Annotated in this window: 15 protein-coding genes; 4 read left to right on the top strand and 11 right to left on the bottom strand. The window is 74.3% G+C overall.

The annotated features are described in order from the left end of the window. From ACIBBD_RS37815 to ACIBBD_RS37775, 9 genes are all read right to left on the bottom strand, one after another. A partial coding sequence (locus ACIBBD_RS37815; protein WP_399424415.1) for an amino acid adenylation domain-containing protein occupies nt 1-6,810 on the bottom strand: 6,810 nt, incomplete at its 3' end. A 95-nt stretch (nt 6,811-6,905) separates the two neighbouring features. Then, entirely contained in the window at nt 6,906-7,121 is a 216-nt protein-coding gene (locus ACIBBD_RS37810) for an MbtH family protein (RefSeq protein WP_399424414.1), read from the bottom strand. A 46-nt stretch (nt 7,122-7,167) separates the two neighbouring features. Beyond that, nucleotides 7,168-8,688, bottom strand: coding sequence for an amidase family protein (locus ACIBBD_RS37805; RefSeq protein WP_399424412.1), 1,521 nt, complete (start codon nt 8,686-8,688; stop codon nt 7,168-7,170). Next, complete coding sequence (locus ACIBBD_RS37800) at nt 8,681-10,252, bottom strand: MFS transporter (RefSeq protein WP_399424411.1); 1,572 nt, start codon at nt 10,250-10,252, stop codon at nt 8,681-8,683. The genes ACIBBD_RS37805 and ACIBBD_RS37800 overlap by 8 nt, the downstream gene beginning before the upstream one ends. After that, on the bottom strand, nt 10,249-11,592 hold the full coding sequence (locus tag ACIBBD_RS37795; RefSeq protein ID WP_399424409.1) for a glutamate synthase-related protein: 1,344 nt from the start codon (nt 11,590-11,592) through the stop codon (nt 10,249-10,251). Before ACIBBD_RS37795 ends, ACIBBD_RS37800 begins: the two co-directional genes overlap by 4 nt. Further along, nucleotides 11,589-12,608, bottom strand: coding sequence for an asparagine synthetase A (locus tag ACIBBD_RS37790; protein ID WP_399424407.1), 1,020 nt, complete (start codon nt 12,606-12,608; stop codon nt 11,589-11,591). Before ACIBBD_RS37790 ends, ACIBBD_RS37795 begins: the two co-directional genes overlap by 4 nt. A 7-nt stretch (nt 12,609-12,615) precedes the next feature. Further along, on the bottom strand, nt 12,616-14,067 hold the full coding sequence (locus ACIBBD_RS37785) for a methylaspartate mutase (RefSeq protein WP_399424405.1): 1,452 nt from the start codon (nt 14,065-14,067) through the stop codon (nt 12,616-12,618). Then, entirely contained in the window at nt 14,064-14,540 is a 477-nt protein-coding gene (locus ACIBBD_RS37780; protein ID WP_399424404.1) for a cobalamin B12-binding domain-containing protein, read from the bottom strand. Before ACIBBD_RS37780 ends, ACIBBD_RS37785 begins: the two co-directional genes overlap by 4 nt. A 331-nt stretch (nt 14,541-14,871) precedes the next feature. Further along, nucleotides 14,872-16,182 (bottom strand): helix-turn-helix domain-containing protein, encoded by a 1,311-nt coding sequence (locus ACIBBD_RS37775; protein ID WP_399424402.1) that lies wholly within the window; start codon nt 16,180-16,182, stop codon nt 14,872-14,874. 320 nt (nt 16,183-16,502) lie between these two features. Between ACIBBD_RS37775 and ACIBBD_RS37770 the strand changes: the two genes are divergently transcribed. The 4 genes from ACIBBD_RS37770 (at nt 16,503) to rsgA (ending at nt 24,447) form a co-directional block, all read left to right on the top strand. Further along, a complete protein-coding gene (locus ACIBBD_RS37770) occupies nt 16,503-19,760 on the top strand; it encodes a type 2 lanthipeptide synthetase LanM family protein (protein WP_399424400.1) in 3,258 nt (1,085 codons plus the stop codon). Nucleotides 19,761-19,857: 97 nt separating this feature from the next. Further along, the gene (locus ACIBBD_RS37765) at nt 19,858-20,091 is read left to right on the top strand and encodes a hypothetical protein (protein WP_399424399.1); all 234 of its coding nucleotides are present in this window, start codon (nt 19,858-19,860) and stop codon (nt 20,089-20,091) included. A 196-nt stretch (nt 20,092-20,287) separates the two neighbouring features. Continuing rightward, nucleotides 20,288-23,209 (top strand): AAA family ATPase, encoded by a 2,922-nt coding sequence (locus tag ACIBBD_RS37760; protein ID WP_399424397.1) that lies wholly within the window; start codon nt 20,288-20,290, stop codon nt 23,207-23,209. A 140-nt stretch (nt 23,210-23,349) separates the two neighbouring features. Beyond that, on the top strand, nt 23,350-24,447 hold the full coding sequence (gene rsgA / locus ACIBBD_RS37755) for a ribosome small subunit-dependent GTPase A (protein WP_399424395.1): 1,098 nt from the start codon (nt 23,350-23,352) through the stop codon (nt 24,445-24,447). Nucleotides 24,448-24,585: 138 nt separating this feature from the next. Here rsgA and ACIBBD_RS37750 read toward each other — a convergent pair whose 3' ends face one another. Both ACIBBD_RS37750 and ACIBBD_RS37745 read right to left on the bottom strand, forming a co-directional pair. After that, entirely contained in the window at nt 24,586-25,236 is a 651-nt protein-coding gene (locus ACIBBD_RS37750) for a histidine phosphatase family protein (protein WP_399424393.1), read from the bottom strand. A gap of 38 nt (nt 25,237-25,274) precedes the next feature. Then, entirely contained in the window at nt 25,275-26,027 is a 753-nt protein-coding gene (locus ACIBBD_RS37745; protein WP_399424391.1) for an SDR family NAD(P)-dependent oxidoreductase, read from the bottom strand. Between the last annotated feature and the right edge of the window lie 171 nt (nt 26,028-26,198).

Genomic DNA, 26,198 nt, shown 5'->3' with positions numbered 1-26,198 from the left:
CAGGCGCACGAAGACGGCGGTGCTGTGCTGCCAGCCGTCCGCGAGCTCACCGGCGGTCACGACCACCCCGGCCCCCGCGGTGTCGACCACGGAACACAACCGCTCGACAGGGAACTCCGCGTCCAGCAGGGTGTATCCGGCCCCCGCCTTGAGCACGGCCAGCACGGCGACGACCAGGTCCAGACCCCGGTCCAGAAGGACGGCGACCACGTCACCCCGGCCCACACCACGGCCACGCAGATGACGGGCCAACCGGTTGGCCGACGCGTTCAGCTCCCCGTAACCGACCCTCCGGTCCCCAAGGACGAGAGCGGTCGCCTCGGGAATACGGGCCGCCTGCTCCTCGAACAGCTCGTGCGCGCACGCCGCGTGCGGGAAGCCGGCAGCGGTGGCGTTCCAGTCGTCGAGGAGCGTGGTGCGTTCGTCGGCCGCGAGCACGTCGAGCGCGCCTGTGCTCCGGTCCGGATCGGCCACGGCGGCGGTCAGGAGGCGGACCAGGCGCGCGGCGAGCGCCTCGGCAGTGTCGCGGTCGAACAGGTCGGTGGCGTACTCCAGGAAGCCGGAGATGCCGGCCGGGGCGCCGTCCTCGTCGCGGTGCTGTTCGGCGACGAAGGTGAGGTCGAACTTGGCACTGTGGCGCTCGGGGTGCTCCACACCGACCTCGCAGCCGGGCAGAGACACGGCCGGCGTGGCGTCCCGCAGCGCGAGCATCACCTGGAAGAGGGGGTGCCGGGCGAGGGAACGGGCCGGGTTCAGCTCCTCGACCAGCCGCTCGAACGGCACGTCCTGATGGGCGTAGGCGGCGAGGTCGGTCTCGCGGGTGCGGGCGAGGAGCTCGCGGAAGGTGGGCTCGCCCGAGGTGTCGGTCCGCAGCACCAGCGTGTTGACGAAGAAGCCGACCAGATCGTCGAGCGCCTCGTCCGAACGCCCGGCGACCGGGGTGCCGAGCGGGATGTCCGTGCCGGCCCCGAGGCGCGTCAGCAGCGCCGCCAGACCCGCCTGGAGGACCATGAACAGCGTGCAGTCGCTGCGGCGGGCGAGATCGAGGAGCCGCCCGTGCAGCTCGGCGTCGAGCGTGAGCGGCACGCTGTCGCCGCTGTGGCTCGCGACAGCGGGTCGGGGCCGGTCGGTGGGGAGGGCCAGCTCGTCGGGGGCCCCGGCGAGGGACTCCCGCCAGAAGTCCAGCTGTCGGCGTGTCAGGCTGTGCGGATCGTCCTCGTCCCCCAGCAGCTCGCGCTGCCACAGGGTGTAGTCGGCGTACTGGACGGGCAGCGGCGGCCAGTCCGGCGCGCGGCCCGCACGGCGTGCCGCGTAGGCCGTGGCGAGGTCCCGGGTCAGCGGGGTGAGGGACCAGCCGTCGGCGGCGATGTGGTGGCAGACGAGCAGGAGGACGTGGTCGTCGTCGGCGACGGTCAACAGGGTGGCCCGCAGCGGGGGTTCGGCGGCCAGGTCGAAGCGGTGGACGGAGGCTTCGTACAGGGCCTGGGGCAGGTCTTCCTCGGCGCAACCGGCGGTGTGCCAGGCGGATCCGGCCGCGGGGTCCGTGTCCGCGCCGGTGCCCGTGCCGGGGTCCGCGTCGAGGACGCGCTGCCAGGGCTCACCGTCCGTCGTGGGGAAGACCGTGCGCAGGGCCTCGTGGCGGGCCATGACGTCCACGACGGCGCGGCGCAGCGCGTCGGCGTCGAGCGGTCCTCGCAGACGTAAGGCGAGCGGCACGTTGTAGGAGGCGTGGGGCTCCTCGACCTGGTCGAGGAACCAGAGCCGCTGCTGGGCGAAGGAGACCGGGACGCGGTCCGGCCGGCGGGCGGGCAGCAGTGCCGGGCGGGGGGCGGCGTCGGCGCCCGTGCCCGCGTCGGCGTCGGTGCCTGCGCTGTCGAGACGCTCGGCGAGCGCGGCCACCGTGGGTGCGTGGAACAGCTCGCCGATTCCGACGTGGATGCCGAGCCCGGTGCGCACGCGGCTGCTCAGGCGAGCGGCGAGGAGGGAGTGACCGCCCAGGTCGAAGAAGCTGTCGTGCACGCCGACCTGATCGACGCCGAGGACGTCGGCGAAGAGGTCGCAGAGGAGCTTCTCCCGCGCGGTGCGCGGGGGGCGGCCGTCGGATGTCGAGGTGGGCTGGGGGGCGGGCAGGGCGTGGCGGTCGAGTTTGCCGTTGGGGGTGAGCGGGAGGGCGTCCAGGACGGTGAGGCTGCTGGGGCGCAGGTGTTCGGGGAGGTGGGCGACGGCGTGGGCCCGGGCGTCGGCGGGATCGAGCGCGGTGCCGGGTTCGGCGACCAGGTAGGCCGCGAGGCGCTTGTCCCCGGGGCGGTCCTCCCGGACCACGACCGCGGCCTGCCGGATGTCCGGGTGCTTCATCAGGACGGTCTGGACCTCGCCGGGCTCGACCCGGAAGCCGCGGATCTTCACCTGGCCGTCCGCGCGGCCGATGTACTCCAGCACGCCGTCGGCCCGCCACCGCGCCAGGTCACCGGTGCGATAGACCCGCTCGCCGGGAGCGCCGTAGGGGTGGGCGACGAAACGCTCGGCCGTCGGACCCGGCTGTCCCAGGTATCCGTGGGCCAGGCCGGCCCCGGTGAGGTAGAGGTCTCCGACGACACCGGCCGGGACCGGGCGGAGCCGCTCGTCGAGTACGTACATCCGCTCGTTGCCGATCGGCCGGCCGATCGGGATCGAGGGGCGCCGGGCGTCCGCCGCCGTGACGAGGTGGGTCGAGACGAAGATCATCGCCTCGACCGGCCCGTACCCGTTGACCAGCCGCAGCCCCGGATACTCCGCCAACGCCTTCCTCGCGTGGGCGGGCGACGCGGCTTCGCCGCCGCCGATGATCTGACGCATCCCGGTGAAGCAGCCCGGATACTCGTCGAGCAGGAAGTTGAGCAGGCTCGCCGACAGGTAGGCCGTGGTGACGCGGTGACGGGCGATGAGCTCGGCGATCACCGCCGGCTCCGGCTTCCCGCCGGGCTGGAGGACGCAGGTGCCGCCGTGGAGCAGGGGCCCGAAGACCTCCAGCGCGAACGCGTCCCAGGACATCGGCGCGCACTGCAACCACACCTCGTCCGGCCCGAAGGACACGAAGTCCTGGCTGGTCAGGGTGCCCGTGATGGCCCGGTGGGGAGCCACCACGCCCTTCGGCACACCCGTCGAACCCGACGTGAACATCACACACGCCGGATCCTCCGGCCCCGCGATCCTGCCCAGCGCCGACTCGTCGCAGGCCGCGATCCGGGCGGCGTCCGCGTCCAGCCGCACCAGGTCGGCCACCGGCCCCGGACCGTCACCGAGATCACCGGCCGTGACCACCAGCGAGACCCCGGCGCGAGCCACGACATCCCGCAGCCGCTCCGCCGGGAATCCGGGATCCAGCAACGTGTACGCCGCGCCCGCCTTCAGCACCGCCAGAAGCGCCACGATCAGCCGCGGCTCACGCTCCAGCAACACACCGACCGTGTCACCCCGCCGCACCCCCCGACCGACCAGGTACCGCGCCAGCCGGTTCGCCTCCCGCTCCAGCTCCCCGTACGACCACCGCACATCCCCGAGAACCAGCGCCGTCGCCTCCGCCGACCCGCCGGCCCGCCGTTCGAACAGCTCGTGCACACCCGCCCCGGCCGCGAACGCGCGATCCGTTGCGTTCCACTCGTCGAGCAGCAACCGCCGCTCCCCCGCCCCCAGGACATCCAGATCACCGATGCGGGCATCCGGCTCCGCGACAGCCGCCTCCAGCAGCCGCACCAGCCGCGCCACCAGCTCCTGCGCACTGTCCCGGTCGAACAGATCGACGGCGTACTGGGCCGAGCCGCGGATGCCGGTGGGGCGACCGGTGTCGTCGTACCCCTCGGTGACGTCGAAGGTCAGGTCGAACTTGGCGACGTCGAGGGAGAGCACGCGCTGCTCGACGAGGTCGAGGCCGGGCAGCCGCGGCGTGGCGACGGCGTTGTTCTGGAGGACGAGCATCACCTGGAAGAGCGGGTGCCGGGCCGGCGAACGGACCGGGTTCAGCTCCTCGACGAGCCGCTCGAACGGCACGTCCTGATGGGCGTACGCCGCCAGGTCCGTCTCCCGGGCCCGCGCGACGAGCTCCCGGAACGTCGGATCACCGGACGTGTCGGTCCGCAGCACCAGCGTGTTCGCGAAGAAGCCGACCAGATCGTCCAGGGCCTCGTCCGAACGCCCCGCCACCGGGGTCCCCAGAGGAATGTCCGTGCCGGCCCCGAGGCGCGTCAGCAGCGCCGCCAGACCCGCCTGCACCACCATGAACAGCGTGCAGTCGCTGCGGCGGGCGAGGTCCAGGAGCCGTCCGTGCAGGTCGGCCGGCAGGTCCACGGGGACGACGCCACCCGTGTGTGACGGCTGGAGCGGGCGGGGGCGGTCGGTGGGGAGCGTCAGCTCGTCGCCGAGTCCTGCCAGGGCCTGTCGCCAGTGCGCGAGGTGCCGGGCGAGCGGACTGTCCGGGTCGGCCGGGTCGCCGAGCAGGTCCCGCTGCCACAGCGTGTAGTCGGCGTACTGCACGGGCAGCGGCGACCGGTCGGGGGCGCGCCCCTCGGCGCGGGCCCCGTACGCCACGGCCAGGTCCCGCACCAGCGGCGCCATCGACCACCCGTCGCACGCGATGTGATGCACCACCAGCAGCAGGACGTACTCTCCTGCTCCGGCATCGAACAGATGGGCCCGCAGGGGCAGTTCGGAGCCGAGATCGAACCCCTGCCGGGCGGCGGCGGTGAGTGCCTCGGTGAGATGGGCCTCGCCCGGGGAGGTGTGGGTCCAGGCCGCACGGGCGTCCTGGGGTCTCAGCACCTGCTGGCGGGGCCGCCCGTCGGGGGCGGGGTAGAGGGTGCGCAGGGCTTCGTGGCGCTCCACCACGTCGTCGACGGCCCTGCGCAGGGCGTCGGTGTCGAGGGCGCCGTGCAGCCGGAGGGCGAGCGGGACGTTGTAGGTGGCGCCGCTCGCCGCCGCCCGCGGGGCGCCGGACACTTCGGTCCGGTCGAGGAACCAGATGCGCTGCTGGGCGTGGGACAGCGGGAGTTCGGCGGGCCGGCCGGCGGGGCGCAGGGCCGGCGGGGCCTGCTCGGCACCGTCGAGGGCGCGGGCCAGGCCTGCGGCGGTCGGATCCCGGAACAGCTCGCGGACGCCGATCTCGGCGCCGAAGGTACGGCGGATGCGGCTGATCAGGCGGGCGGCGAGCAGGGAGTGGCCGCCGAGCAGCAGGAAGCTCTCGTCCGCGCCGACCTCGTCCATGCCGAGGACGTCGGCGAACAGCCGGCACAGGGTTCGCTCGACGGGCGTGGCGGGGGCGCGGCCGACCGGTCGGGTGCGGGTCATCGGGGCGGGCAGGGCGTGGCGGTCGAGTTTGCCGTTGGGGGTGAGCGGGAGGGCGTCCAGGATGACGGTCGCGGAGGGGACGAGGTGTTCGGGGAGCCGGTCGGCCGCGTGGGCCCGTAGCTCCTCGGGGGTCGCGGCCGCGGACGCGTCGAGGACGGCGTAGGCGACCAGTCGTTTGTCCCCGGGGCGGTCCTCCCGGACCACGACCGCGGCCTGCCGGATGCCCGGGTGCTTCATCAGGACGGCCTGGACCTCGCCGGGCTCGACCCGGAAGCCGCGGATCTTCACCTGCCCGTCCGCGCGGCCGATGAACTCCACGACGCCGTCGGGCCGCATCCGCACCAGGTCGCCGGTGCGGTACAGGCGCTCGCCCGGAGCACCGTAGGGGTGGGCGACGAAGCGTTCGGCCGTCGGCCCCGGCTGACCCACATACCCCCGGGCCAGGCCCACACCGGCCATGTAGAGCTCGCCCTCCGTGCCGGGCGGAAGCCGTCGGAGCCGCTCGTCGAGGACGAAGACCTGCTTGTGGGAGAGGACGCTGCCGACGGGGACGGCGGAGCTCTCGGCATCCTGCGGGGTGATGACACGGCAGCAGGTGAAGATCATCGACTCGACCGGCGAGTACCCGTTGACCAGCCGCAGCCCCGGATACGCCGCCATCGCGCCGGCCACATGCGCCACCGACAGCGGCTCACCACCCGTCATCAACTGCCGCACCCCGGCGAAACACCCCGGATACTCGTCCAGCAGGAAGTTGAACAGACTCGCCGACACATGCACCGTCGTCACCGCATGCGCCGCGATCAACCGCGCGATCGCCGACGGCTCGGGCCGCGGACCCGGCTGGAGGACGCAGGCACCGCCGTGCAGCAGCGCGCCGAACAACTCCAGCGCGAACGCGTCCCAGGACACCGGCGCGCACTGCAACCACACCTCACCCGGACCGAACGAGACGTACTCCTGACCCGTCAACGTCCCGGTCAGAGCCCGGTGCGGAGCCACCACACCCTTCGGCACACCCGTCGAACCCGACGTGAACATCACACACGCCACGTCCTCCGGCCCCGCCACCCGACCCAGATCAGCACCCTCCAGCGAAGCGACGACCCCCGCCTCGACGTCGACAGGGACCGGTCGCACCCGCGTGCCCTCCCAGTGACCGGCGAACCGGGCGAGGGTGACGACCCGGGTGACGCCGGCCAGGGAGGCGATGGCGCGGGCGCGCTCCACGGGGAGGCCGGGGTCGAGGAGGGTGTATCCGGCGCCCGCCTTGAGCACGGCCAGGACGGCCACCACCAGCTCGGTGTCGCGCTCCAGCAGCACCCCCACGGTGTCGCCACGCCGCACTCCGGACGCGACCAGGTGGCGGGCGAGCCGGTTCGCCCGCACGTTCAACTCGCCGTACGCGGTGCCCCGTTCCTCGAAGATCACGGCGGTGGCGTCGGGGGTCCGGGCCGCCTGCTCCTCGAAGACCTGGTGGACGCAGTCCATGGACACCTTCATCATCTCCCTCACTCGGCGGGCGGTCGGTCGGGGCGGTTCGGGTGGTCCGGCATGGTGTGGCGTGCGGTGGTCGGGCCGGTCGGTCAGCCCGCGGCGGTCTCGGCGATCAGGCTCGCCGGGCGCATGTCGGTCCAGTGGGTGTCGACGTACTCGAGGCAGTCCTGCCGGGAGGCGGCTTCGTGGACGACGTGCCAGCCTTCCGGGACCTCGATGTCGGCCGGCCACAGCGAGTGCTGGTTCTCGTGATTGACCAGCACCAGGTACGCGGCGTCCGCTTTCTCGAAGGGATTGGTGGTCATCGGAATTCTCCTGTTCCTGAAGTAATTCTTCGGAGACGTCGAAAAGTTATCGCCGCGGTGAATTCCGGAAAGGCAGCAACCGGGGCAGCTCGGCGGCAGTTGCGCGAAGGGGAAGGTCGCGCAGAACGGCCGGTGTGCGGCGTTCGCCGCAGCAGCGTTCGGCCAGCAGCGCGTAAGGCAGCAACGCCTCCAGGGCGGGCGGGCCGAACAGCGAGATTCCGACGGGCAGTTCGCCGACGAATCCGGCCGGTACGGTGACGTTGGGCCGGCCGGCCAGGGCGGGGAGGGTGGAACTGGTCCGGGTGAACGGGTCGGGTCCGTCGTCGATGCGCCAGGCCGGGCCGCTGGTCGCGGCCATCAGGACGTCCACGCCGTGGTCGGCCAGGGCCGCGGCGAGCAGTTCCCGGGCCCGCTGCCGGGAGTGTCGCCGCCGGTCGGTGGCGAGCGCCCGGTCCTCGTCGGTGAGCGCGGCGCACCGCTCGAAGAGATCCTGGCCGAAGAGTTCGAGTTCCACCGGGTCCTGACGGTTCGCCAGAATGATCTCGTCGAGGGTGGCGGGGGCGTCGCGCCGACTGCTCAGATACCGCTCGAGGGAGGGCCGGAACTCCGCGCAGAGCGCGTCGAGTCCGTCGACGAGCATGTCCCTGGGCAGGGTGAGCGCGACGGGTACGACGACCGCGCCCGCGTCCCGGAGCCGTTCGGCGGCGCGTTCGGCGACCTCGCGCGCGTCGGGTGACATGCCCTGGACGTGCCACAGGCCCACCCGGACCGTCCCCGGCGGGGCGGGGTCACGGGGAAGCGGACGGCCGGTCAGGACCGCCAGACACAGCGCCGCGTCCCGCAGCCGCGACGCCAGCGGCCCGATGGTGTCCTGCACCGCGGAGACCGGCACGACTCCGGCAGACGGCAGGGTGCCGGGGGCCGGTTTGATCGCGGCCACTCCGCAGACGCCGGCGGGGCAGACGAGCGAGCCGTCGGTCTCGGTGCCGATCGCGAGCGGGGCCATCCCGGCCGCGACGGCGGCGGCCGAACCGGCGGAAGAGCCCCACGGGCTGCGCGTGGGGTCGTACGGGTTGCGGGTCTGGCCGCCGACGGCGGACCAGCCCTCGATACTGCGTGTGGAGCGGAAGTTGCCCCATTCCGTGAGGTTCGTCTTGCCGAGGATCACGGCTCCGGCCGCGCGCAGCCGGACGACGACCTCCGCGTCCCGGTCGGGCGGGGTCCTGGCGAGCTGCCGGGAGCCGGCGGTGCCGGCGAGTCCGGCCGTGTCGATGTTGTCCTTGACGAGGACGGGGATGCCGTCCAGCGGGCTCAGGGGACGGCCCGTGGCGTGCCGGTGGTCGGCGGCGCGGGCCTGTGCCCGGGCGGTGTCGTCGATCGCGAGGACGGCACGGACCACGGGGTCCACGGCGGTGACGCGTTCCAGGCAGGCGGTGACCAGGTCGGTGCTGGTGAGCGCGCGGGAACGCAGCAGCCGCGCCAGCTCGGCGACGGGACGGTCCTGGATGTCCGGAAGACGCCGGGTCGGGGCATCGACCGTGCCGAGGGCCGGGAGGCGGTCAGTCAAGGCGGGCCTCCCGCAGGAGGGGCGTGAGGGCCACCGTGACGACGGCGGTCAGCGCGACCAGCGCGTGCAGCAGCAGCGCCCAGGTCATTCCGGCCCACTCGGCGAGCACGCCGATGACCAGGTTGCCCAGGGGGGCGGCGCCGAAGATGAGGAGCGCTTGGATGGACACCACCCGGCCGCGCACGGTGTCGGGGGTCCAGCGCTGGACGCACGACACCAGCACGGTGCCGACCAGGGCCGAGACGAGTCCCAGGCCGGCGTAGGGGGCCAGCGCGGCGGCCATGGACGGGGCCCAGGCCAGTGCCGCCAGGCACGCGGTCTGCCCGGCGGTGCCCAGGACCATGACGCGTCCCGCACGGTGGCGGGCCGGCCACACCAGGGACAGCAGGAACCCGGCGGCGGCGCCGGCGGTGAAGGCGGTCAGCAGCAGGCCGGCGCCGGCAGCGGCCGAACCGTTGCGGTCCGCCATCAGCGCCACGCCGATGTTGATCGGTCCCGCACCGGCGAACTCGGTCAGTCCGATCACGGTGATCACGGCCCGCAGTCTCGGCTCGGCGGCCACGGCCCGGAGCCCTTCGCCGATGCGCGCCGCCAAGGACACGCGCGGCCCGGGGCGGCGGACGGTGCCGCGGCCCGCCGTGTCGGCCCCTTCGCCCTGTGCGGCGGCGTCCGCGCCGTCGACCGGGCCCACGGGAACCTGTTGCGCGCTCCCCGCCTCGGCGGTCCCGGGCGGCACCCCCGGCGTCGCGGAACTCGGGCCCGCCGGGGCGGTGTCCGGAACGGCAGGGCGCCCGCCCGCCGCCGTCTCCCGCAGGGCAGCGGGCCCGCCGGTCCCCGTCGCCGCCCCGGGCGCGGCGGAACTGCCGTCGGCACCCGGCGCGCCAGGGCGCCCGCCCGCCTCCGGCAGGGCCTTCGGTCCGTTCGCCTCCGGCGCCGTGTCCGGCGTGCCCCGTACGCGTACGCGCAGGACGGCCACCACCGACACCGCGTACGTCACGGCGTTGACGGCCGCGACCAGCGGGACGCCGCCGAGGGCCATCAGCACCCCGCCGAGCGGGCCGCCCGCCGCCTGGCCGCCGCGGAGGGCGCCCAGGTACAGCGCGTTGCCACGGACCAGGTGGTGGTGGGGCAGAAGTCCGGCGCGCAGCGATCCGGAGGCCGGGACGAAGAACGCCCCGAACAGCGCGAGCCCGGCCGCCGCCGCCACGAGCAGCGGCACCCCGGGGCCCAGGGCGAGGGCTCCGGCGGTCGCGAGCACCATGACCGCGCAGCGGGCCAGGTCGGCGCCGGCCATGACCCGGCGGGGGCCGACGCTGTCGACGACGGCGCCCGCCCCGAGCAGGGTGACCATTCTCGGCAGGGAGGCGAGAGCGAGGACCGCGCCCGCCCGTGCGGGGCCGGTGTCGGCGGTGACCGACCAGGCGAGGGTCACGTACCAGGCGGCGTCGCCGAGCGCGGACAGGCCCATGGCGAGGGCGAAGCCGAGGTAGCCGCCGCCCGTGAGGCCCGCGCCCTCCGTCCGGGTGGCGGCGGGGACCGGCCCGGTGGCCGTGGCCCCGCTCATGGCTGGGTACCCAGCGGCGCGTGCAGCGAAGGATCCGGGTGCGGGAGCCCCGTCCCGGCCGCCCACACGTCTTCGTGCCCGAGCGCGTCCGCCCGGTACTTGCCCAACGCGCTGATGAGCAGGCGCAGTTCCAGGGCCAGGGCCTCCACGAGACGGACGAGGCCCCGCTCGGGGTCCTCTTCGACCGCGAGGAGTGCCGCCCGTCCGAGTCCGACGGCGGTGGCTCCGAGGGCGAGTGCCTTGGCGGCGCGGGTGCCCTCCCACATCCGGCCGGACGCCAGCAGCCCGGCGGCGGGGCGGCCGACGCGGCGCAGGCATTCGCCCAGCGGCAGTCCGACCCCGCCGAGGAAGCCCAGCGGGGCCCAGCCGGTGCCGCCCTCCGCGCCGTCGACGGTGACCGCGTCGGCGCCGGCCGCCCAGGCGACGGCGGCGGCCTCCCCGACGTCCCGCCCGGGGTGGAGCTTCACCCACACCCGGACGCGCGGGAAGTTGTTGCGCATCAGGCGGATCTGCTGGCGCAGGATCTCCTCGGTGAAGGTGCCGGGACTGCCGCAGCGCAGGATCCGTCCGTCGCCGCCGAGGACGTCGTCGACGGTGTACTGGTCGGCGACGCGGTCGGCGGCGGCGCGGTCCAGGACGGTCATGCCGCCGAGCCCCGGCTTGGCTCCCTGACCCACCTTCAGTTCGAAGGCGAGCCGCCCCGTCTCCAGCAGCGGTCGGGCGGAGGGGTCGCTGTAGACGAGGTTCCACACCTCGGCGTCGGCGTCCTCGGTGCTCTGCTGCACGGCGACGCCGCCGGTGCCGTCGGGGACCTCGTCGAGGTAGGCGCGGATGCGGCCGAGCAGGGACCGCTCGGTGTCCTGGGACGGCGGGGTGGCGAGCCGCCCGTAGCCGTTGACGGGGACGACGTTCTCGCCGATCACCATGGGGATGCCGAGCCGTCCGGCCTGGCGGCTGGCGGCCGTGCCGAGGTCGGCACTGGCCACCTGGGTGGACCCGAAGGCGGAGAGGTAGGCGGGCAGCGGGGAGTGGAGGGCACCGACGGCGGTGGCGAGGTCCACGTCGTGGTGCATCGGCTCGCGGGCGAGGTCGATGAGTTTCTCCAGGCGCTGCGGCATGAAGACGGGCGGCACCAGGCGGAGCTCGTCCAGGAGGTCGGCGCCCGGGGCGGCGGACGCGGGCCTCGGCGTGGCGCCGAACAGGGTCCGTCCGTACGTTTCCCCGTGCGGGAAGAGGGCGGCGGTGCCGCGGCGGGCCCGGTCGCGTACGGCGTCGTCGGGGAAGCCGTCGGCCCGGAGACCGGAGCCGTCGGAGGTCCCCCCGGTGGGTCGCGGGTTCACGGGGCGACCACGCCCGGGACCTTCGGGTAGGCGCTGGCCTGCCATACGGCGTCCAGTCCCGCGAGGTAGCGGGTGAAGCGTTCCAGGCCGATGCCGAAACCGGCGCTGTCCGGTATGCCGTCGCGGACCATCTGCAGATACCAGCCGTACTTGGCGGGGTTCTCGCCGGTCTCCCGCATCCGGGCGACGATCCGGGCGTACTCGAACTCCCGCTCACTGCCGCTGCACAGTTCGCCGTAGCCTTCGGGCGCGATGATGTCGAAGTTGCGCAGGGTGCCCGGCTCGACGCGACTCTCGCGGTCGTAGAAGCCCCGGGAGCCCTTGGGGTAGTCGGTGACGAAGAAGGGGCCGCCGGACTTGGCGGACAGCAGGGCCTCCCCCTGCCAGTCGATCTCGGCGTCGGCGCTCTGGTCGTGGCCCATGTCGCGCAGTTCGGCGACGGCCTCGGCGTGCGTGCGGTGGCCGAAGGGCTCTCCCAGCAGTTCGGCGAAGGCGCCGGTGTCGCGGCCGAGCCGCTCGAACTCCTCGGAGTGGTGCTCGATGACCTCACGCACGACGTGCCGTACGAGGTCCTCGCCGAGCCGGGTGATCTGTTCGCGGGAGGCGCCCGCGACCTCCACGTCGATCTGGTGGAACTCGGCGAGATGGCGGCTGGTGTTCGCGGTCTCCAGGGGTTCCAGACGGACGCAGGGCGCGATGCAGAAGATCCTGTCGAAGGCGAGCAGGGAGGCCTGCTTGTACAGGATGGCGCTCGTCATGAGCTTGTAGCGGTGGCCGTAGTAGTCGACGTCGACCTGCTTGGAGCCGCGTACACCGGGGTCGGTGACGGGACCGATCATCGGCGGCAGCATCTCGGTGAACCCCTGCGCGCGCAGAAAGGCGCGGGCAGCCGTCAGCATGCCGTTCTGGAGCCGTACGACGGCGCGCGTCGTCGGATCGGTCAGGTGCCGTGCGGGGGCCTCGGGCAGGCGGTCCGTGACGGCGGGGCCGGCCGTCGGGTCCGTGGTGTGCGGCATGGGGTGTCTACCGTCCTTCTTCGGGGAGGGCCGCGCGGGCCGGCGGGCGGTGCCCGTCGTCGAGGGGCCGGTGGGCGGGCGAGGGGTCGAGGGCCGCGGCGTCGAAGCGCCGTTCCACATGGCTGAGGGCGGTGAGGAGACCGCTGGAGGTCAGGCGTGGCGCGTGGGCGAGTTCGGCGATGCCGCCGAGCGGCATGGCGCCGATGGCGGACCAGCGCAGCCGTCCGTCGGTGTCGAGGTAACTGCGCGTCCGCTGGGCGTTGTCGGGATGGAGGCAGTACGGGACGTCCAGGTAGCCGCGTGCGAAGGCCCGCGGCAGGGCCCGGCCGAGGTCGGGCGAGATCTCCAGGACCGCCTGGACGAGAGCGGACGCCTCGGCGTGGATACCGGTGTCGGGGACCGGTCCGGCGGCGCGTCGGAATGCCGACGCCGGCGTCTGTCCGGCGGGTCCGGCCGTCGGCCCCGCGGCCGTCGGCAGCGCGGCCGTCGGCAGCGCGCGGGCCGTCTCGGTCTCGGCGGCGCGCGCAGCGGCTTCCAGGGCCGCCACGTTCTCCCGCACGGTCGGGATGCGGTGGGCCTCGGCGACGGTCTTCACGATGAGGCGGGCCGCGCCGGTCCGGACCGCGAGCCGGGCCGACTCCTCGAGGAGGAGCCGGGCGCCGTCGGGGGTGCGCGGGTACACGCCCATGTAGGTGTAGACGACGATGTGCCAGTCGAGGTCGGGCAGGAGCCGCTCCGCGAGTCGCCGCAGGGCGTGCAGGGCCTCCTCGTCCTGACCGGGGTCGGTCTGCTGGGCGTAGCTGAGGGAGACGCTGCGCAGTCCGTGCTGGGCGAAGAACAGGGCTTCCAGCACGCTGAGCGCCACGAGCAGGCTCGGCGGGCACAACTGGCCCATCATGCAGCCGCCGAAGGTCTCCAGGTGGGGTTCGGCCCCGAGGTCGCGGGTGCGGGCGAGGAGGTCGCAGCTGCGTGCCCAGTTCTCGACGGAGGCGGTCAGCGGGGTACGGCCGTAGGGCAGGCAGTAGGAGACGGGTCCGCCCTCGGTGGCGTCGAGCCCGGCGAGGACCAGTGCGGCGACGATGTCCTGGGGGGCGGCGGAGCCGTGGCGCACCTGCACGGGGAAGGCGTGGTCCTGGATGCCGTCGAGGACCGAGCGGGTGACGGCGGTGCCGTGGGTGACGAGGGGGTAGCCGTTGAGCGGTACGCCGTCGGCGAGGGCGCGGCGGGCGGCGGCCTGGTCTCCCACGCGGGTGTAGCTGTCCAGGGTGACGGTGCCGACGGTGGTGGCGTCGGCGGCCCTGGTGGCGGCGAGACCGGCCCGCATGGCACGCGGGTCGCTCATGCCCATACGGGGCTGGACCACCAGGCGGCCGGCGTGCCGCGCGGCGGAGACGAAGGCTCCGAACGACGCCGGGGACGACGGCCGGCCCGTGGTGGCCGGGAGCTCGGCGAGGGTCATGTCGTCACGCCCGCCGGGACGGATCTCAGGAAGGACCCGAACGACGCCAGGCCCGTGCCGTCCTCGAAGACGGCGTCGAAACCGGCTTCGAGGAGGCCGGCGTGTTCGGTGCTGCCGGCGCCGCCGATGCCGAGCTTGCCGCCGATCACGACCGGGATGGCGGCGGTCTCGGGATGGCCGCGCAGTTCACGGACGACCCGCCGTCCGTCGTTGGCGCCATGACCGTTGACGCTGCTGATCACCACCAGGTCGGGGCGGTGGCGCCGGCATTGCTGGACCAGGAGCTCGTCGGGCACGCACGCCCCGAGGTTCGCGACCCGGTGCCCCAGCTCCTCCAGCAGCAGCTGCAGGAACACGAGGTTCCAGGTGTGCGCGTCCGACGCGACGCTGGAGACGACCACCGTGAGTTGGGAGTCCGGCCGTGTCTCCGCACTCGGGGTCTGTACCGGGATGACCGGGGTGCCCACTTCCATAGCCTGCCTTCGCTCGACATGACGGATGACGTCTTTTCGCCCGCGTTTCCCGGTCGTCTCCCGGCGTGGTGCGCCGGGAGACGACGTCCGGCGCCTGCCCGCCGTTTCCACGGCGTTTTCCCGGCACTTTCACGGCGTTTTCCCGGTGTGGCTTCCCGCGCTGTTCCTGACGTGTTTCTCGCGTTGTTTGCGAGGTCTCGCGTACGGGACGTGTGGCGAAGCGGCCAGATGGTCCGGTCGGGGCGTGCGTTCAACCTAGGAGGCGCCCCGGGGCGTGGGCGGAAGAACGGGCGGCAGGTGTCCGGCAGAATCGGCTGGGGCCGTGGACGCGTCAGGCCACCGCGCGGACAGTTCCGGGTGCCGGGTCGTATTCCGTCCGCATCCCGTGCCCGGTGGGGAGTTGGGCGGGGTGGCCCCCGAGGGCCGACCGGACCCGGTTCAGGACGCGGAAGCGGTCCGGGCCGTCCTCGTCGGCGGTGCGGACCAGGCCGTGGACCAGCAGGCCGTACACGGTGTCGGCGAGGGAGGCTCCGGCGAGCAGTGCCGCCTCCTCCAGCGTCCAGCTTCCGGGCAGCGCGGTCAGCGCGGTCAGCCGCTCCCGCAGCGGCGGTTCCAGTACGGCGAGGCCGCGCCGGACGGCCTGGGAGCCACTCGCGGATGCGGGACCCCAGGCGGCGGGAGGCGCCGAAAAGCGCTCGGGGTCCCGAACGAGGGAGCGCAGCAGCTCTTCCGGGGAGTGCACCAGTCCCCAGGCGGCCGTGGTCTCCAGGGCGCCGGGGACGCCGTCGAGCGTGCGGCACAACTCGGCGACGGCGGCGGTCGCGGCGGGGCGCGGGGCGTGCGGACGCAGCCGTCGCAGATGCGACAGGAACAGCCGGACGGCGGAGAACCCGGCGAGCGCGGCGGCATCGTGGTCGAGTGCGCGCCCGGGCACGGGCAGCGGGGCGACCGGCATGACCTGTTCACCGGTCAGGCAGGACGGAGTGGGCGCGGTGAGGACGATGCGCAGGCCGGGGCGGCGTTCGAGGAGGTGGTGGGCCAGGGGTCCCTCGGCTCTGTGCCCGAGACCGTCCAGGACCAGCAGGACGTCGTGGCCGTGACCGCCGCCGGTGTCGGTCACGGCCGGTTCGAGGCGGCGCAGTTCCCGAAGGTCGGGCGCGAGGCCCGCGGCCGGGACCCAGAGCACGTCCCAGCCGTGGCCGTCACGCAGGACCCCCGCCGCCTCCCGTACCAGGCGGGTCTTGCCGACTCCGCCCAGCCCGACGACGCTCACCAGTCTCTGCCGGTCCACCGTCAGCGACTCGATGAGGGAGTGGACCTCGTGCTCCCGCCCGACGGTCGTGCCGAGCAGCACGGGCGGCGGGCCGGCCACGGGTGCGGCGGCGCCGGAGCCGTCGGACGGGAGGTGGCTGCGCGCCACGTCGTGGAACGCGTCGCGGGACGTGCCGGTGAGCCGCAGGACGTCGGCGAGCAGCCGGACCGTCTCCTGCCGGGGCCGGCGGGCGCGGCCGCTCTCCAGGTCCCGTATCGCCCGGACGCTGAGTGTGGCCAGATCGGCCATCTGCTGCTGGGTCATGCCGATGCGTCTGCGGTGGGCGCGCAGCAGCCCGCCGAACTGGTCCGTGACGATGGCTGTGGTCATGGTCCCCTCCCCTGGTCGGTCCTGACGTCACCCATGGTCGGAACGGTTCGGTGCGCACCACATGGGTCGGCCGCCCCCAGATTCGGGCGGCGGTCCGCTCGGGGGTGCCGGGCGTGTTCCCGGGGCGGTACGGGTGTCGAGGGTGGCCGTCGGGGTGCGAGGGGCGCGGGCTCGCGGCGCGCGCGGGCCGGTGAGCCGGGCGGGGGGCCGGGTGTCGCGCCGGATGCGACGGGTCCGCGCGGGTGGGCGGGGACACGGGGCAAAACATGGGGGCGTTGCCCCCATGTGGAGCCGGGGTGCTCCCTGCCACCGTTGTCCACGTGACCATCACACCCTCCTCACAGGAGACCACGACGGGTCTGGCCCCGCACTGGTGGGCTCCCGCCCTCCATCTGCGGGAGCGGCTCGCGGCACCCGGCGCTCCCGCCGCCGACCCCTTCGGTCCGGCGGCGGCGCGGCTGGCGGACCGGGTGACGGCCCTGGGCCAGGACGAGGCGTTCCGGGCGCGGCTGGCCGCGCTCGGCGTCGATGTGCCGACGGTCGCCGCGCTGGCGGCGGAGCCGGCGGCACGGCTGGCCGCCCGGGCGGAGCAACCTGTGTGGGCGGAGTTCGTGGAGCGTGCCGTGGCCTCCGCACCGCCCCGTCCGGATCCGGGCGTGGGGTACGGCCCGGACGCGGCCGGGCGCCACACGCCCACGGCCCACGCACCGGACGGAGCCGGGCACCACGCGCCGCACGCGGCCGTGGCTCCCGAACCGGACACGGGGCTGGGGCACGACGCGTGGCGGCGGGCGTTCGCCGGTGCGCTGGCTCCCCTGACGCGGGCGGCCGGCCGTACGCTGGCCGAGCGGCTGCGGGCCCTGCCGGGCCTGGCCGACCAGGTCGATCCGGACTCCGTACGGGCGCGGTTCGAGCGGCAGCTCGGCCACCGGCTGGTGGGCCCGGCGGCGCGCACCCTCGTCCTGGAACTGAACCGCGCCCGCGCCGAGGGACGGCTGGACGGGGCCACGCCCGAGCGGCGCTTCGCCCGCTTCGCGGCGGACCTCGGCACGCGCGGCCCCTTGGCCGGGCTGTTCGACACGTATCCGGTGCTGGCGCGGCTGCTGGGCACCGAGTGCGTGCACGCCACCGCCGCCGTCGCCGAACTGCTCGAACGCTTCGTCACCGACCGGGCCACCCTCGTGAAGGAGCTCCTCGGCGGCATCGACCCCGGTGCGCTGACCGGTGTGGACCTCGGTCACGGGGACACCCATCAGCAGGGCCGGGCGGTGGCGCTGCTCCGCTTCACCGACGGCCGCACGGTGGTGTACAAACCTCGCCCGCTCGGCCAGCACGCCTGCTTCGACCGGCTCGTGGCCTGGCTCGACGACCGGCTGCCCGGCCTCGACCTGCGTACGGTGACGGTCGTGCGCCGCGACGGCTACGGCTGGCTGGAGTTCGTCGGCCACCGGCCCTGCCGGTCGGTCGCTGAGGTCGACCGGTTCTACCGGCGGCAGGGCGCGCTCCTGGCGCTGCTGTACGCGGTGGACGGCGCGGACATGCACCACGAGAACCTGGTGGCCTGCGGGGACCAGCCGGTCCTGGTCGACGTGGAGACGCTGCTGCACCCCTCGGTGCCGGTGGCCGCCACGGCGGGCCCCGATCCGGCCGCGCTGGCCCTCTCCTCCTCCGTGCACCGTACCTGTCTGCTCCCCCAGCTGCTCATCGACGAGCACGGGGCGCTGGACATCTCGGCGGTCGGCGGTGGTCAGGCCGCCCTGTCGCCCTGCGATGCCGTCGACTGGGCGGACGCCGGCACCGACACGATGCACCTGGTGCGCCGCCCGGTCCCGTCCGCCGGCAGTCCCAACCGTCCGTCGCTGGACGGCCGGGAGGCCGACCCGGGGGCGTACGAGGCGGCGCTGCTGACCGGTTTCCGGGCGGGCTACGACGCCTTGGTCGCGCACCGCGGAGAGCTTCTCGCGCCGGACGGTCCGCCGGCCGCCTTCGGCGCCGTGCCGGCCCGCTTCGTGGGCCGGGCGACCCGGCTGTACGCGACGCTCCTGGACGAGTCGGCCCACCCCGACGTGCTCGGCGACGCCGTCGACCGGGACGTGCTGTTCTCCCTGCTGTACGCCGAGTCCGCGGGCGACCCGGTGCGGCGGATGCTGGTCGAGCACGAGATCGCGGATCTCTGGGACGGTGACGTCCCGGTCTTCTTCCACCGGCCCGGAGGCGCCGACGTCTGGTCGTCCCGTGGGGTACGGCTGCCGGACCTGCTGGCCGCGCCCGCGCTGATCGCCGCCGAGGAGAAGATCTCCGCGCTGGGCGAGGTGGACCGCCACGACCAGGAATGGCTGATCTCCGCTGCGCTGTCCACCCGCCGGGCCCGCCGCGCCACGCACCGCGCCGACGCCGCGGGGCTGCCCACCGCGCCCGCCTCGGTGCCGGAGCCGCGGCGCCTGCTGGCGGCGGCCTGCGGCATCGCCGACAAAATCGTGGGACGCGCGGTCCACGACCGCACCCGGGCCAACTGGATCGGTCTGGAGCTGGTCGACGGCAGGCACTGGGCGGTGACCCCGATGGGGGCCGGTCTCGCCGACGGCTACACCGGGGTGGCGCTGTTCCTCGCCCAGTTGGGCCGTCTGACCGAGGTCGGCCGCTACACGGACCTGGCGTCGCGGGCGGTACGGCCGCTGCCGCGGCTGGTCAGCGCGCTCGCCGCCGACCCGGAGCTGAGCCGTGCGGTCGGGCCCGGCGGATTCCACGGCCTGGGCGGGCTCTGTTACGCGCTCGCCCGGCTGACCACCCTCCTCGGCGACGACCAACTCCGCGACTGTCTGCCGCTCGCGCTGCGGGCGCTGGCCGCCTCGGCCCGTCCGGGCGACCCGGCCGGTCCCCCGGCGGACGTCGCCACCGGGCTCGCCGGAGGACTGGCGGCGCTCCTCGCGGTGCACCGGGAGTCCGGGCTGCCTCAGGCCGCCACGCTCGCCGCGGAGTTCGCCGACCGGCTGCTCCCGGCGGCCGGGGCCCTCCCGGACGGGTTCCTGCGGGGGCGGGCCGGGGCGGGCTGGGCGCTGTGCCGCCACGAGGCGGCCGCTGCCTCGCCGGAGGGCGCGTACGCCGCCGCCGGGCGGACCCTGCTCGGCCCGGCACCGGTCGGCACCGGCCCGGACACGGACCTCGGCTGGTGCTCGGGGCTCTCCGGCACCCTCCTGGCCACGGTGACCGGCACCGGGCCGATGCGGACCCGCGCGACGACCGCGCCCGCACCCGACGCCCTCTGGTCTCGACTCGGCGCGGACCGCCCGCTGTCGAGCGATCTCAGCCTGTGTCACGGGGAACTCGGCACGCTGGAGACCCTGGCCGCCGCCGCCGCGCACGGACTCCCCGGCGCCGCCGACCGGCTCACCCACCGGGCCGGGCTGGTGCTCGGCGCGCTGGACCGGTACGGACCGCGCTGCGCCACCCCGGACGCGGTGCCCTCTCCCGGGCTCCTCACCGGACTGTCCGGCATCGGCTACTCCCTGTTGCGGCTGGGCTTCGCCCGGACCGTCCCCTCCGTACTCCTTCTCGACCCCACCCCAGGGGAGCGGTGACCCCGCCACCCCGCACGGCGCGCACACCACCCATCCCCCTCCGCCTCCGCACCGCATCCGCATCCGCATCCGCATCCGCATCCGCGAAAGGATCTTCATGAACCCGCAGACGCCGTCCCGCGAGACCGTCACCGCGCTCACCGACACGACCACCGACGGGCTTGCGGGTGACGCCCGCGCGGCGGAGCCGGCCGGGCGCATCACGCTCTCCGGGCGCGGCCGGGCCACGGCCCGCACCCGTGTGCTCGCGGGCCTCGCCCTCGGCACCGGACTCGTGGCGCTCCTCAACGACATCGACACCACCGTGAGCGTCCCCATCCTCCCGATCTGATGTCACGCCCCCGGGCCTCCCCGCTCCGCCGCCGGCCGCCTCCGTCCCTCACGGAGGCGGACGCCGCCGCCGTCGCAACGGCGCGCGGGTACACGGTCCGGGTCCAGGACATCGGTGGCGCAAACCTTTCGTGGCGTCACGGGCACCTGTGCGGAGCGGCGCTTGTGCCCTGCCATGAACAGGTAACTTCGCGGGTATGCATCCCCAAGCGCCCCTCCTCGTCGGACGTGACGCGGAAATCGCCCAGTTGGAGCGCGCCCTCGACACCGCACGCGAGCAGCGTGGCAGCACGGTGTTCCTCGTCGGCGACGGAGGCATCGGCAAGTCACGGCTGGCGGCCGAGGCGACGGGCCGGGCCTTCTCCGCCGGAATGCGGGTGCTGCGGGGCCGGGGCAGCACGATCGGGCCCATGGTGCCGTTCCGCCCGCTCACCGAGGCGCTGATGTCGCTCTTCCGCGGCGGTGAGCCGTTGGTCCAGGCCGAACTGGGCCCGTACCGGCCGGTGCTGGGGCGCCTGGTCCCCGACTGGGCGGGCGAGGCACAGAACGGCGGCTCGCTGGTGGTGCTCGCCGAGGCCGTCCTGCGACTGCTCGCCGTGGTCGCCAGGGAGCGTGGCGCCCTGCTGGTCCTGGAGGACCTGCACGACACCGACACCGAGACCCTGGTGGTGCTCGAATACCTGGTGGACAACCTGGAGCACCTGCCGGTGGTGCTGCTCGCCACCACCCGGGCGGAGCCGTGCGCCGCCCTGGACCTGGCGCACTCGGTGACCCAGCGGCGCTCCGGTGTCCTGCTCGGTCTGGGGCCGCTGGACCGGTCCGAGGTCGCCCGGATGATCGCGTCCTGTCTGGACACCGAGGCCGACCAGGTGCCCCACGAGATCGTGGCGCGGCTGTGGGACACCAGCGTCGGCAACCCGTTCGTCGTCGAGGAGCTGCTGCACAGCATGCTCGGCAACGGATCGGTGGTCCACCGTGGCGTCTCCTGGGAGGTGGTCGGCCCGCTGCGCACCGAGGTGCCGAGCACGCTGGTGCGGGGCATCGCGCACCGTACCGACCGGCTGGGGCCGCAGGGCAGGATGCTGCTGTCGGCGGCGGCCGTGCTCGGCCACCGCTTCCCGCTGTCGGTGCTCCAGCGGATGTGCGGCATCGACGACCACGGTCTGCTCAGCCATCTGCACGCCGGTGTGGCCGCCCAGTTGGTGGTGCCGGACGAACCGGCGCCCGACTGGTACGCGTTCCGGCATCCGCTGACCGCCGAGGCCCTGCTGGCGCAGCTCACCCCCACCGACCGGGCGAAGCTGTCCGGCCGGGCCGCCGAGGTGGTGGAGGAGCTCCACCCCGGACTGCCGGGTGAGTGGTGTCCGCTGATGGCCGCGCTGCGCCGGGACGCGGGTGATCCGGTCGGTGCGGCGCGGCTCTTCACGGAGGCGGGCCGTCGCGCGCTGGCGGACGGCGCCGTGGGCTCGGGAGTGTCCCTGCTGCTGGGCGCCGACGAGCTGCTGGCGAAGCGTCAGGACTGGGCCGCCCGGGCCGAGGTGCTGGAGTCGCTGCTGCCCGCGCTGGCCGAGAGCGGTGAGTTCGACCGCGCCTTCGAGCTCGCGGAGGGCCTGCACGAGCTGGTAGGCGCGGGGATGGAGGCCGGCCGGCTCGCCGCGCTGCACACCCGGCTGGCCAAGGTGGCCCACCTGGCGGGCCGCTGGGCCGACGGCAACGCACAGATCGCCGAGGCCAGGGCGCTCCTGGAGACCGTGCGCGACCCGGCGCAGCGGGCCGCCGTCGACGTGGTGGCCGCGTACCTGGCGCTGGACACGCCGGGACCGGACCGTACCGAGACGGCCGAGAGGCTGGCCCGTGACGCGGTTGCGGCGGCCGGCGCCGGTCCGCTGCCGGTGGTGGCCTGCCAGGCCTGGGAGCTGCTCGGGGTGCTGGCCCGGGAACGCGATCTGGAGGAGGCCCAGTCGTGCTTCGAACGGGCCCGGCGGATCGCCGAGCAGCACCGGCTGCCGATACCGCGCGTCTACGCGCTGGTGCGCATCGGCGGGAACGAGTGGCTGGCGGACGGGGACACGCGCTCCCTGGAGCTGGCGCGCGACGAGGCGTTGCGGCTCGGCGCGGTGACCATCGCGTACTCGATCGACGCGATCCTCGTCCTCCAGGCGGTGCTCGGCGCCCGGTTCGAGGAGGCCGCGCGGCTCGGCGACGAGGTACTGACGACGGCGGCCCGGCTGCGGCTCGCGCCGGTGGCCCGGTATGTGCTGATGGCCCGGGCGACGCTGGCGGCGCACCAGGGCGACCGGGCCGCGATGGAGGAAGCCCTGCGGGAGTTCACCGGCTGGGACGGGGCGGGCTCGCAGGAGGAGCCGCTCTGCCTCGGCCTGGCACGGGCGTTCTGCGCGCTGCTCGAGGAGAACCGGCCGCTGGCGCTCAGCGAGCTGGACCGGGCGCGCGCCCAGGAACGGGACAGTCCGACGACCTTCCATCTGAGCGGTCTGCACGGGCTGCGGCTGCTGCTGGACGTGCTGGCCGGCGAGGCCGACTGGGACCACTACCACCGGACGGCCGCCACCTCGGCGAGCCGGATGCGCTGGAACCGGCATTTCGTCCTGCTGGCCCACGCGGTGCTGCTGGGCCGCTCGGGCGAGGCGTCGGCGGCGGCGTCGGCGGTCGCCGAGGCGGAGCTGCTGGCCGCCCCCTATCCGACGGCGCTCCATCTGGGGCTGCGGCTGACGGCCGAGGCGGCACTGGAGAACGGCTGGGGTGATCCGGCCACGTGGCTGCGCCGGGCGGAGGAGCATTTCCACGCCGCGCCCGTTCCGGACGTCGCGGGCGCGTGCCGGGCCCTGCTCCGCCAGTCCGGTGTCTCGGTCCGGCAGCGGCGCAGCGGCGCGGACCGCATCCCGGCGCCGCTGCGGGCGCTGGGGGTGACGGTCCGTGAGTACGAGGTCTTCCAGTTACTGGCGGAACGTTTGAGCAACAAGGCCATCGCGGGCCGTCTCTACATCTCGCCCCGTACGGTCGAGAAGCATGTGGCGGCCCTGCTGACCAAGACCGCGCGGGCGGACCGCGAGGCGCTGTGCGACCTGTCCGCGTCGGACGCGGTGGCCGGAAACCGCTGACCCACCCCCGCGGGCGGTGCTCGCTGGGTACGCGTCCCCTCAGGTGCCCGGCGTGCGGGGACTAGACTGCGGGCCCGAGCAGCCGGTGCACGCACCCTTCGCCGGTTCCACTGCCCCCACACCCCTCTGGAGGGGCGAGCTTGACCGCATCCACTGCCTCCCATCCGCTCGACCGGTACGGCTGGAACGACGCGTGGGCCACCGACTTCGCCCCCCACGGGGCCGGCGGTCTCCGGCCCGGCCGTGTGGTGCGGGTCGACCGCGGGAGCTGCGAGACCGTCACCGCCGCCGCGGACGGGCGGGTGACGACCGTTCGGGCGGGCACGGGGCCCGTGGCCTCCTCCGATCCCCTGCTCACCCCCTGCACCGGGGACTGGGTGGCGCTCGACCCGGACCAGGAGGTCGTCCGGGTACTGCTGCCGCGGCGCACGGCGTTCGTCCGTGCCGTCTCCTCGCAGCGCTCCGACGGCCAGGTCCTGGCCGCCAACATCGACCAGGTGCTCATCGCCGTCTCGCTCGCCGACGAGCTGGATCTCGGGCGCGTCGAGCGTTTCCTCTCCCTGGCGTGGGAGAGCGGCGGGCAGCCGGTGGTGGTCCTCACGAAGGCCGACCTGGTCCCCGACCCGGTGACGCTGTCCCATCTCGTCGAGGACACGGAGAGGGTGGCCCCCGGCGCGCGCGTGCTGCCCGTCAGCGCGGCCACGGGGCAGGGCATGGACGCCCTCGCGGCCCTCGTCGACGGCACCGCGGCTCTCCTCGGCCCATCCGGTGCCGGCAAGTCCACCCTCGTCAACGCGCTCACGGGAGCGGACGCGCAGCGGGTCGTCGCCACGCGTGACAGTGACGGCAAGGGACGGCACACGACGACGACCCGCGACCTCCTGCCGTTGCCGGGCGGCGGTGTCCTGATCGACACCCCGGGGCTGCGCGGGGTGGGGCTGTGGGAGGCCGACCACGGCGTCGCCCAGGCCTTCACCGACGTCGAGTCCCTCGCCCGGGACTGCCGTTTCCCCGACTGTTCGCACCGCAGCGAGCCCGGGTGCGCGGTGCTCGCGGCGGTCGAGGAGGGCGAGTTGCCCCTGCGGCGGCTGGAGAACTACCACAAGCTGCTCCGCGAGAACGAGCGGATCGCCGCCCGGAGCGACGCGCGGCTGAACGCGGAGATCCTGCGGAGCTGGAAGCGGAAGAAGGCGCTGGGCCGCCACATGATGGAACGCAAGCGCGGCCCGCAGCAGTGAACCCTGCCCGCCCGTCGGCGGATTGGGGCGCCGCCGTCCGCTTCCGGGGCGGTCGCCGGCCGGACGGACCGGCTGTCCTCGTACGGCCGAGACGAGGTGCCACTGTCCTCGTACGGCCCCGTCGAGGTGCCGCTGTCCTCACACGGCCGTGTCGAGGTGCCGCGCGTCGTCGAACCGGAGCAGGCGCCACCGTGAGCCGTCGTGGACGAACTCGTTGATCGATGTCGCGGCGGGCGTCGAGTCCGTGAACAGCACGGGCGGGACGACGTCCAGCAGCGCGGACATCACCGCGACGATGAACCCGGCGTGGCACACCACGAGGACCGTTGCGCCCCGGTGGCGGGAGACCAGGTCGTCGACGACACGGCCGGCCCGGTCCCGGAACCGGTTCCAGGTCTCACCGCCGGGGGCGAACGGGCGGTCGGGATGGGCGGTCATGTCGAACGCCCCGTGCACACGCTGGTATTCGTCGATGGAGAGACCGTCGGCCGCCCCGAAGTCGAGTTCCCGCGCCTCCCTCTCGACGACCGGCGCCCCGAGCTCCAGCCCGCTCGCCAGGACCTCGGCGGTCTCGCGGGCTCTGCGCACCGGGCTGGTCAGCAGCGCGTGCGGCCGCGGTGGTTCGGCCGCCAGCCGTGCCGAGAGCTGTGCGGCCTGTTCCCGCCCCAGCTCCGTGAGGCCGGGACAGGTGCGGCCCCCGGCGATCAGCTTCTTCACGCTGGCATGCGACTGGGCGTGCCGCACCAGCAGTACCCGGGTGGTGGAGTTCTGTTCCTGTTCGTGCGCCATTCGCGTCATGGTTCCTTGGATCGGCCTGCGCGGGCAGGTCAGTGGAGATCCCAGCCGCCGTCGACGGTCAGACTCTGGCCCGTGATGAAACCGGCTCCGGGAGAAGTCAGAAACGCAACGGCCGCGGCCACGTCCTCGGGGCGTCCATGCCGTTTGATGCATTGCCGGGCGAATTCCCGTTGCCGCCAGGAAGGGTAATCCGGGTGGGACCTCTGCTCGGCACTCAGTTCGATCGGCCCCGGTCTGACGGAATTCACGGTAATGCCGTGCGGGCCGAGTTCGCGGGCCAGGGCGCGCACGAATGCCTCCAGGCCCCCTTTCGCCGCGATGTACGGGGCGAGTTCCACGCGCCCGATCCGTGTGAGCACCGTGGAAACGGCCACGATCCGGCCGGTTCCGCGCGCCACCAAATGGGGTGTGGCGGCACGGGCGCAGGCGATGTGCGCCAGGAGATTGACGTCCACGGCCGAGCGCACGTCGTCCCAGGTGGTGTCCTGCCAGGGGGTGTACGTGTACGCCCCGGCGTTGCAGACGAGGACGTCCAGTCTCGGCCCGCAGGAGTCCATGGCCTGTCCGAGACGGTCCACGGTCTCCTTGTGTGTGAGGTCCCCGACCACGGTGGCGACGACGTCCGCGCCGGCCGCTGACGCCTGGTCAGCGGTGTCGGCGAGCCCGGTGTCCCGGGTCAGATGGGTCAGCACCAGGTCGTGGGTGGCGGCCAGCCGTACGGCGATGGCGGCCCCGAGGCCCGATCCCGCCCCCGTGACCACGGCGACGCCCCGAGACGACATCCCATTCCCCCCTCCGCGACGCGCGCCGATCAGCCCGTCCGATACTGCCATCCAAGACAGGCCGATCACCCCCGCGATCCGGCCATTCCGGCAACGACCGCTGTCGGGTCCGAAATCCCTGGGGCATTCTGTGATGCCGGATCAGGCCGACGAAGCTGGAGGATTTCAGTG

Source organism: Streptomyces sp. NPDC051315 (assembly GCF_044455165.1).
Lineage (GTDB): Bacteria > Actinomycetota > Actinomycetes > Streptomycetales > Streptomycetaceae > Streptomyces.
Note: the sequence above shows the minus strand (reverse complement) of the source record. Positions and strands in the feature narration are given on the sequence as shown.

What these genes read in the sequence shown, in the direction of transcription:
- ACIBBD_RS37775 (WP_399424402.1), bottom strand. Translation starts at nt 16,182, where the DNA reads ATGACCACAGCCATCGTCACGGACCAGTTCGGCGGGCTGCTGCGCGCC.
- ACIBBD_RS37785 (WP_399424405.1), bottom strand. Translation starts at nt 14,067, where the DNA reads ATGACCCTCGCCGAGCTCCCGGCCACCACGGGCCGGCCGTCGTCCCCG.
- ACIBBD_RS37750 (WP_399424393.1), bottom strand. Translation starts at nt 25,236, where the DNA reads ATGGCGCACGAACAGGAACAGAACTCCACCACCCGGGTACTGCTGGTG.
- ACIBBD_RS37765 (WP_399424399.1), top strand. Translation starts at nt 19,858, where the DNA reads ATGAACCCGCAGACGCCGTCCCGCGAGACCGTCACCGCGCTCACCGAC.
- ACIBBD_RS37780 (WP_399424404.1), bottom strand. Translation starts at nt 14,540, where the DNA reads ATGGAAGTGGGCACCCCGGTCATCCCGGTACAGACCCCGAGTGCGGAG.
- ACIBBD_RS37760 (WP_399424397.1), top strand. Translation starts at nt 20,288, where the DNA reads ATGCATCCCCAAGCGCCCCTCCTCGTCGGACGTGACGCGGAAATCGCC.
- ACIBBD_RS37800 (WP_399424411.1), bottom strand. Translation starts at nt 10,252, where the DNA reads ATGAGCGGGGCCACGGCCACCGGGCCGGTCCCCGCCGCCACCCGGACG.
- ACIBBD_RS37745 (WP_399424391.1), bottom strand. Translation starts at nt 26,027, where the DNA reads ATGTCGTCTCGGGGCGTCGCCGTGGTCACGGGGGCGGGATCGGGCCTC.
- ACIBBD_RS37790 (WP_399424407.1), bottom strand. Translation starts at nt 12,608, where the DNA reads ATGCCGCACACCACGGACCCGACGGCCGGCCCCGCCGTCACGGACCGC.
- ACIBBD_RS37810 (WP_399424414.1), bottom strand. Translation starts at nt 7,121, where the DNA reads ATGACCACCAATCCCTTCGAGAAAGCGGACGCCGCGTACCTGGTGCTG.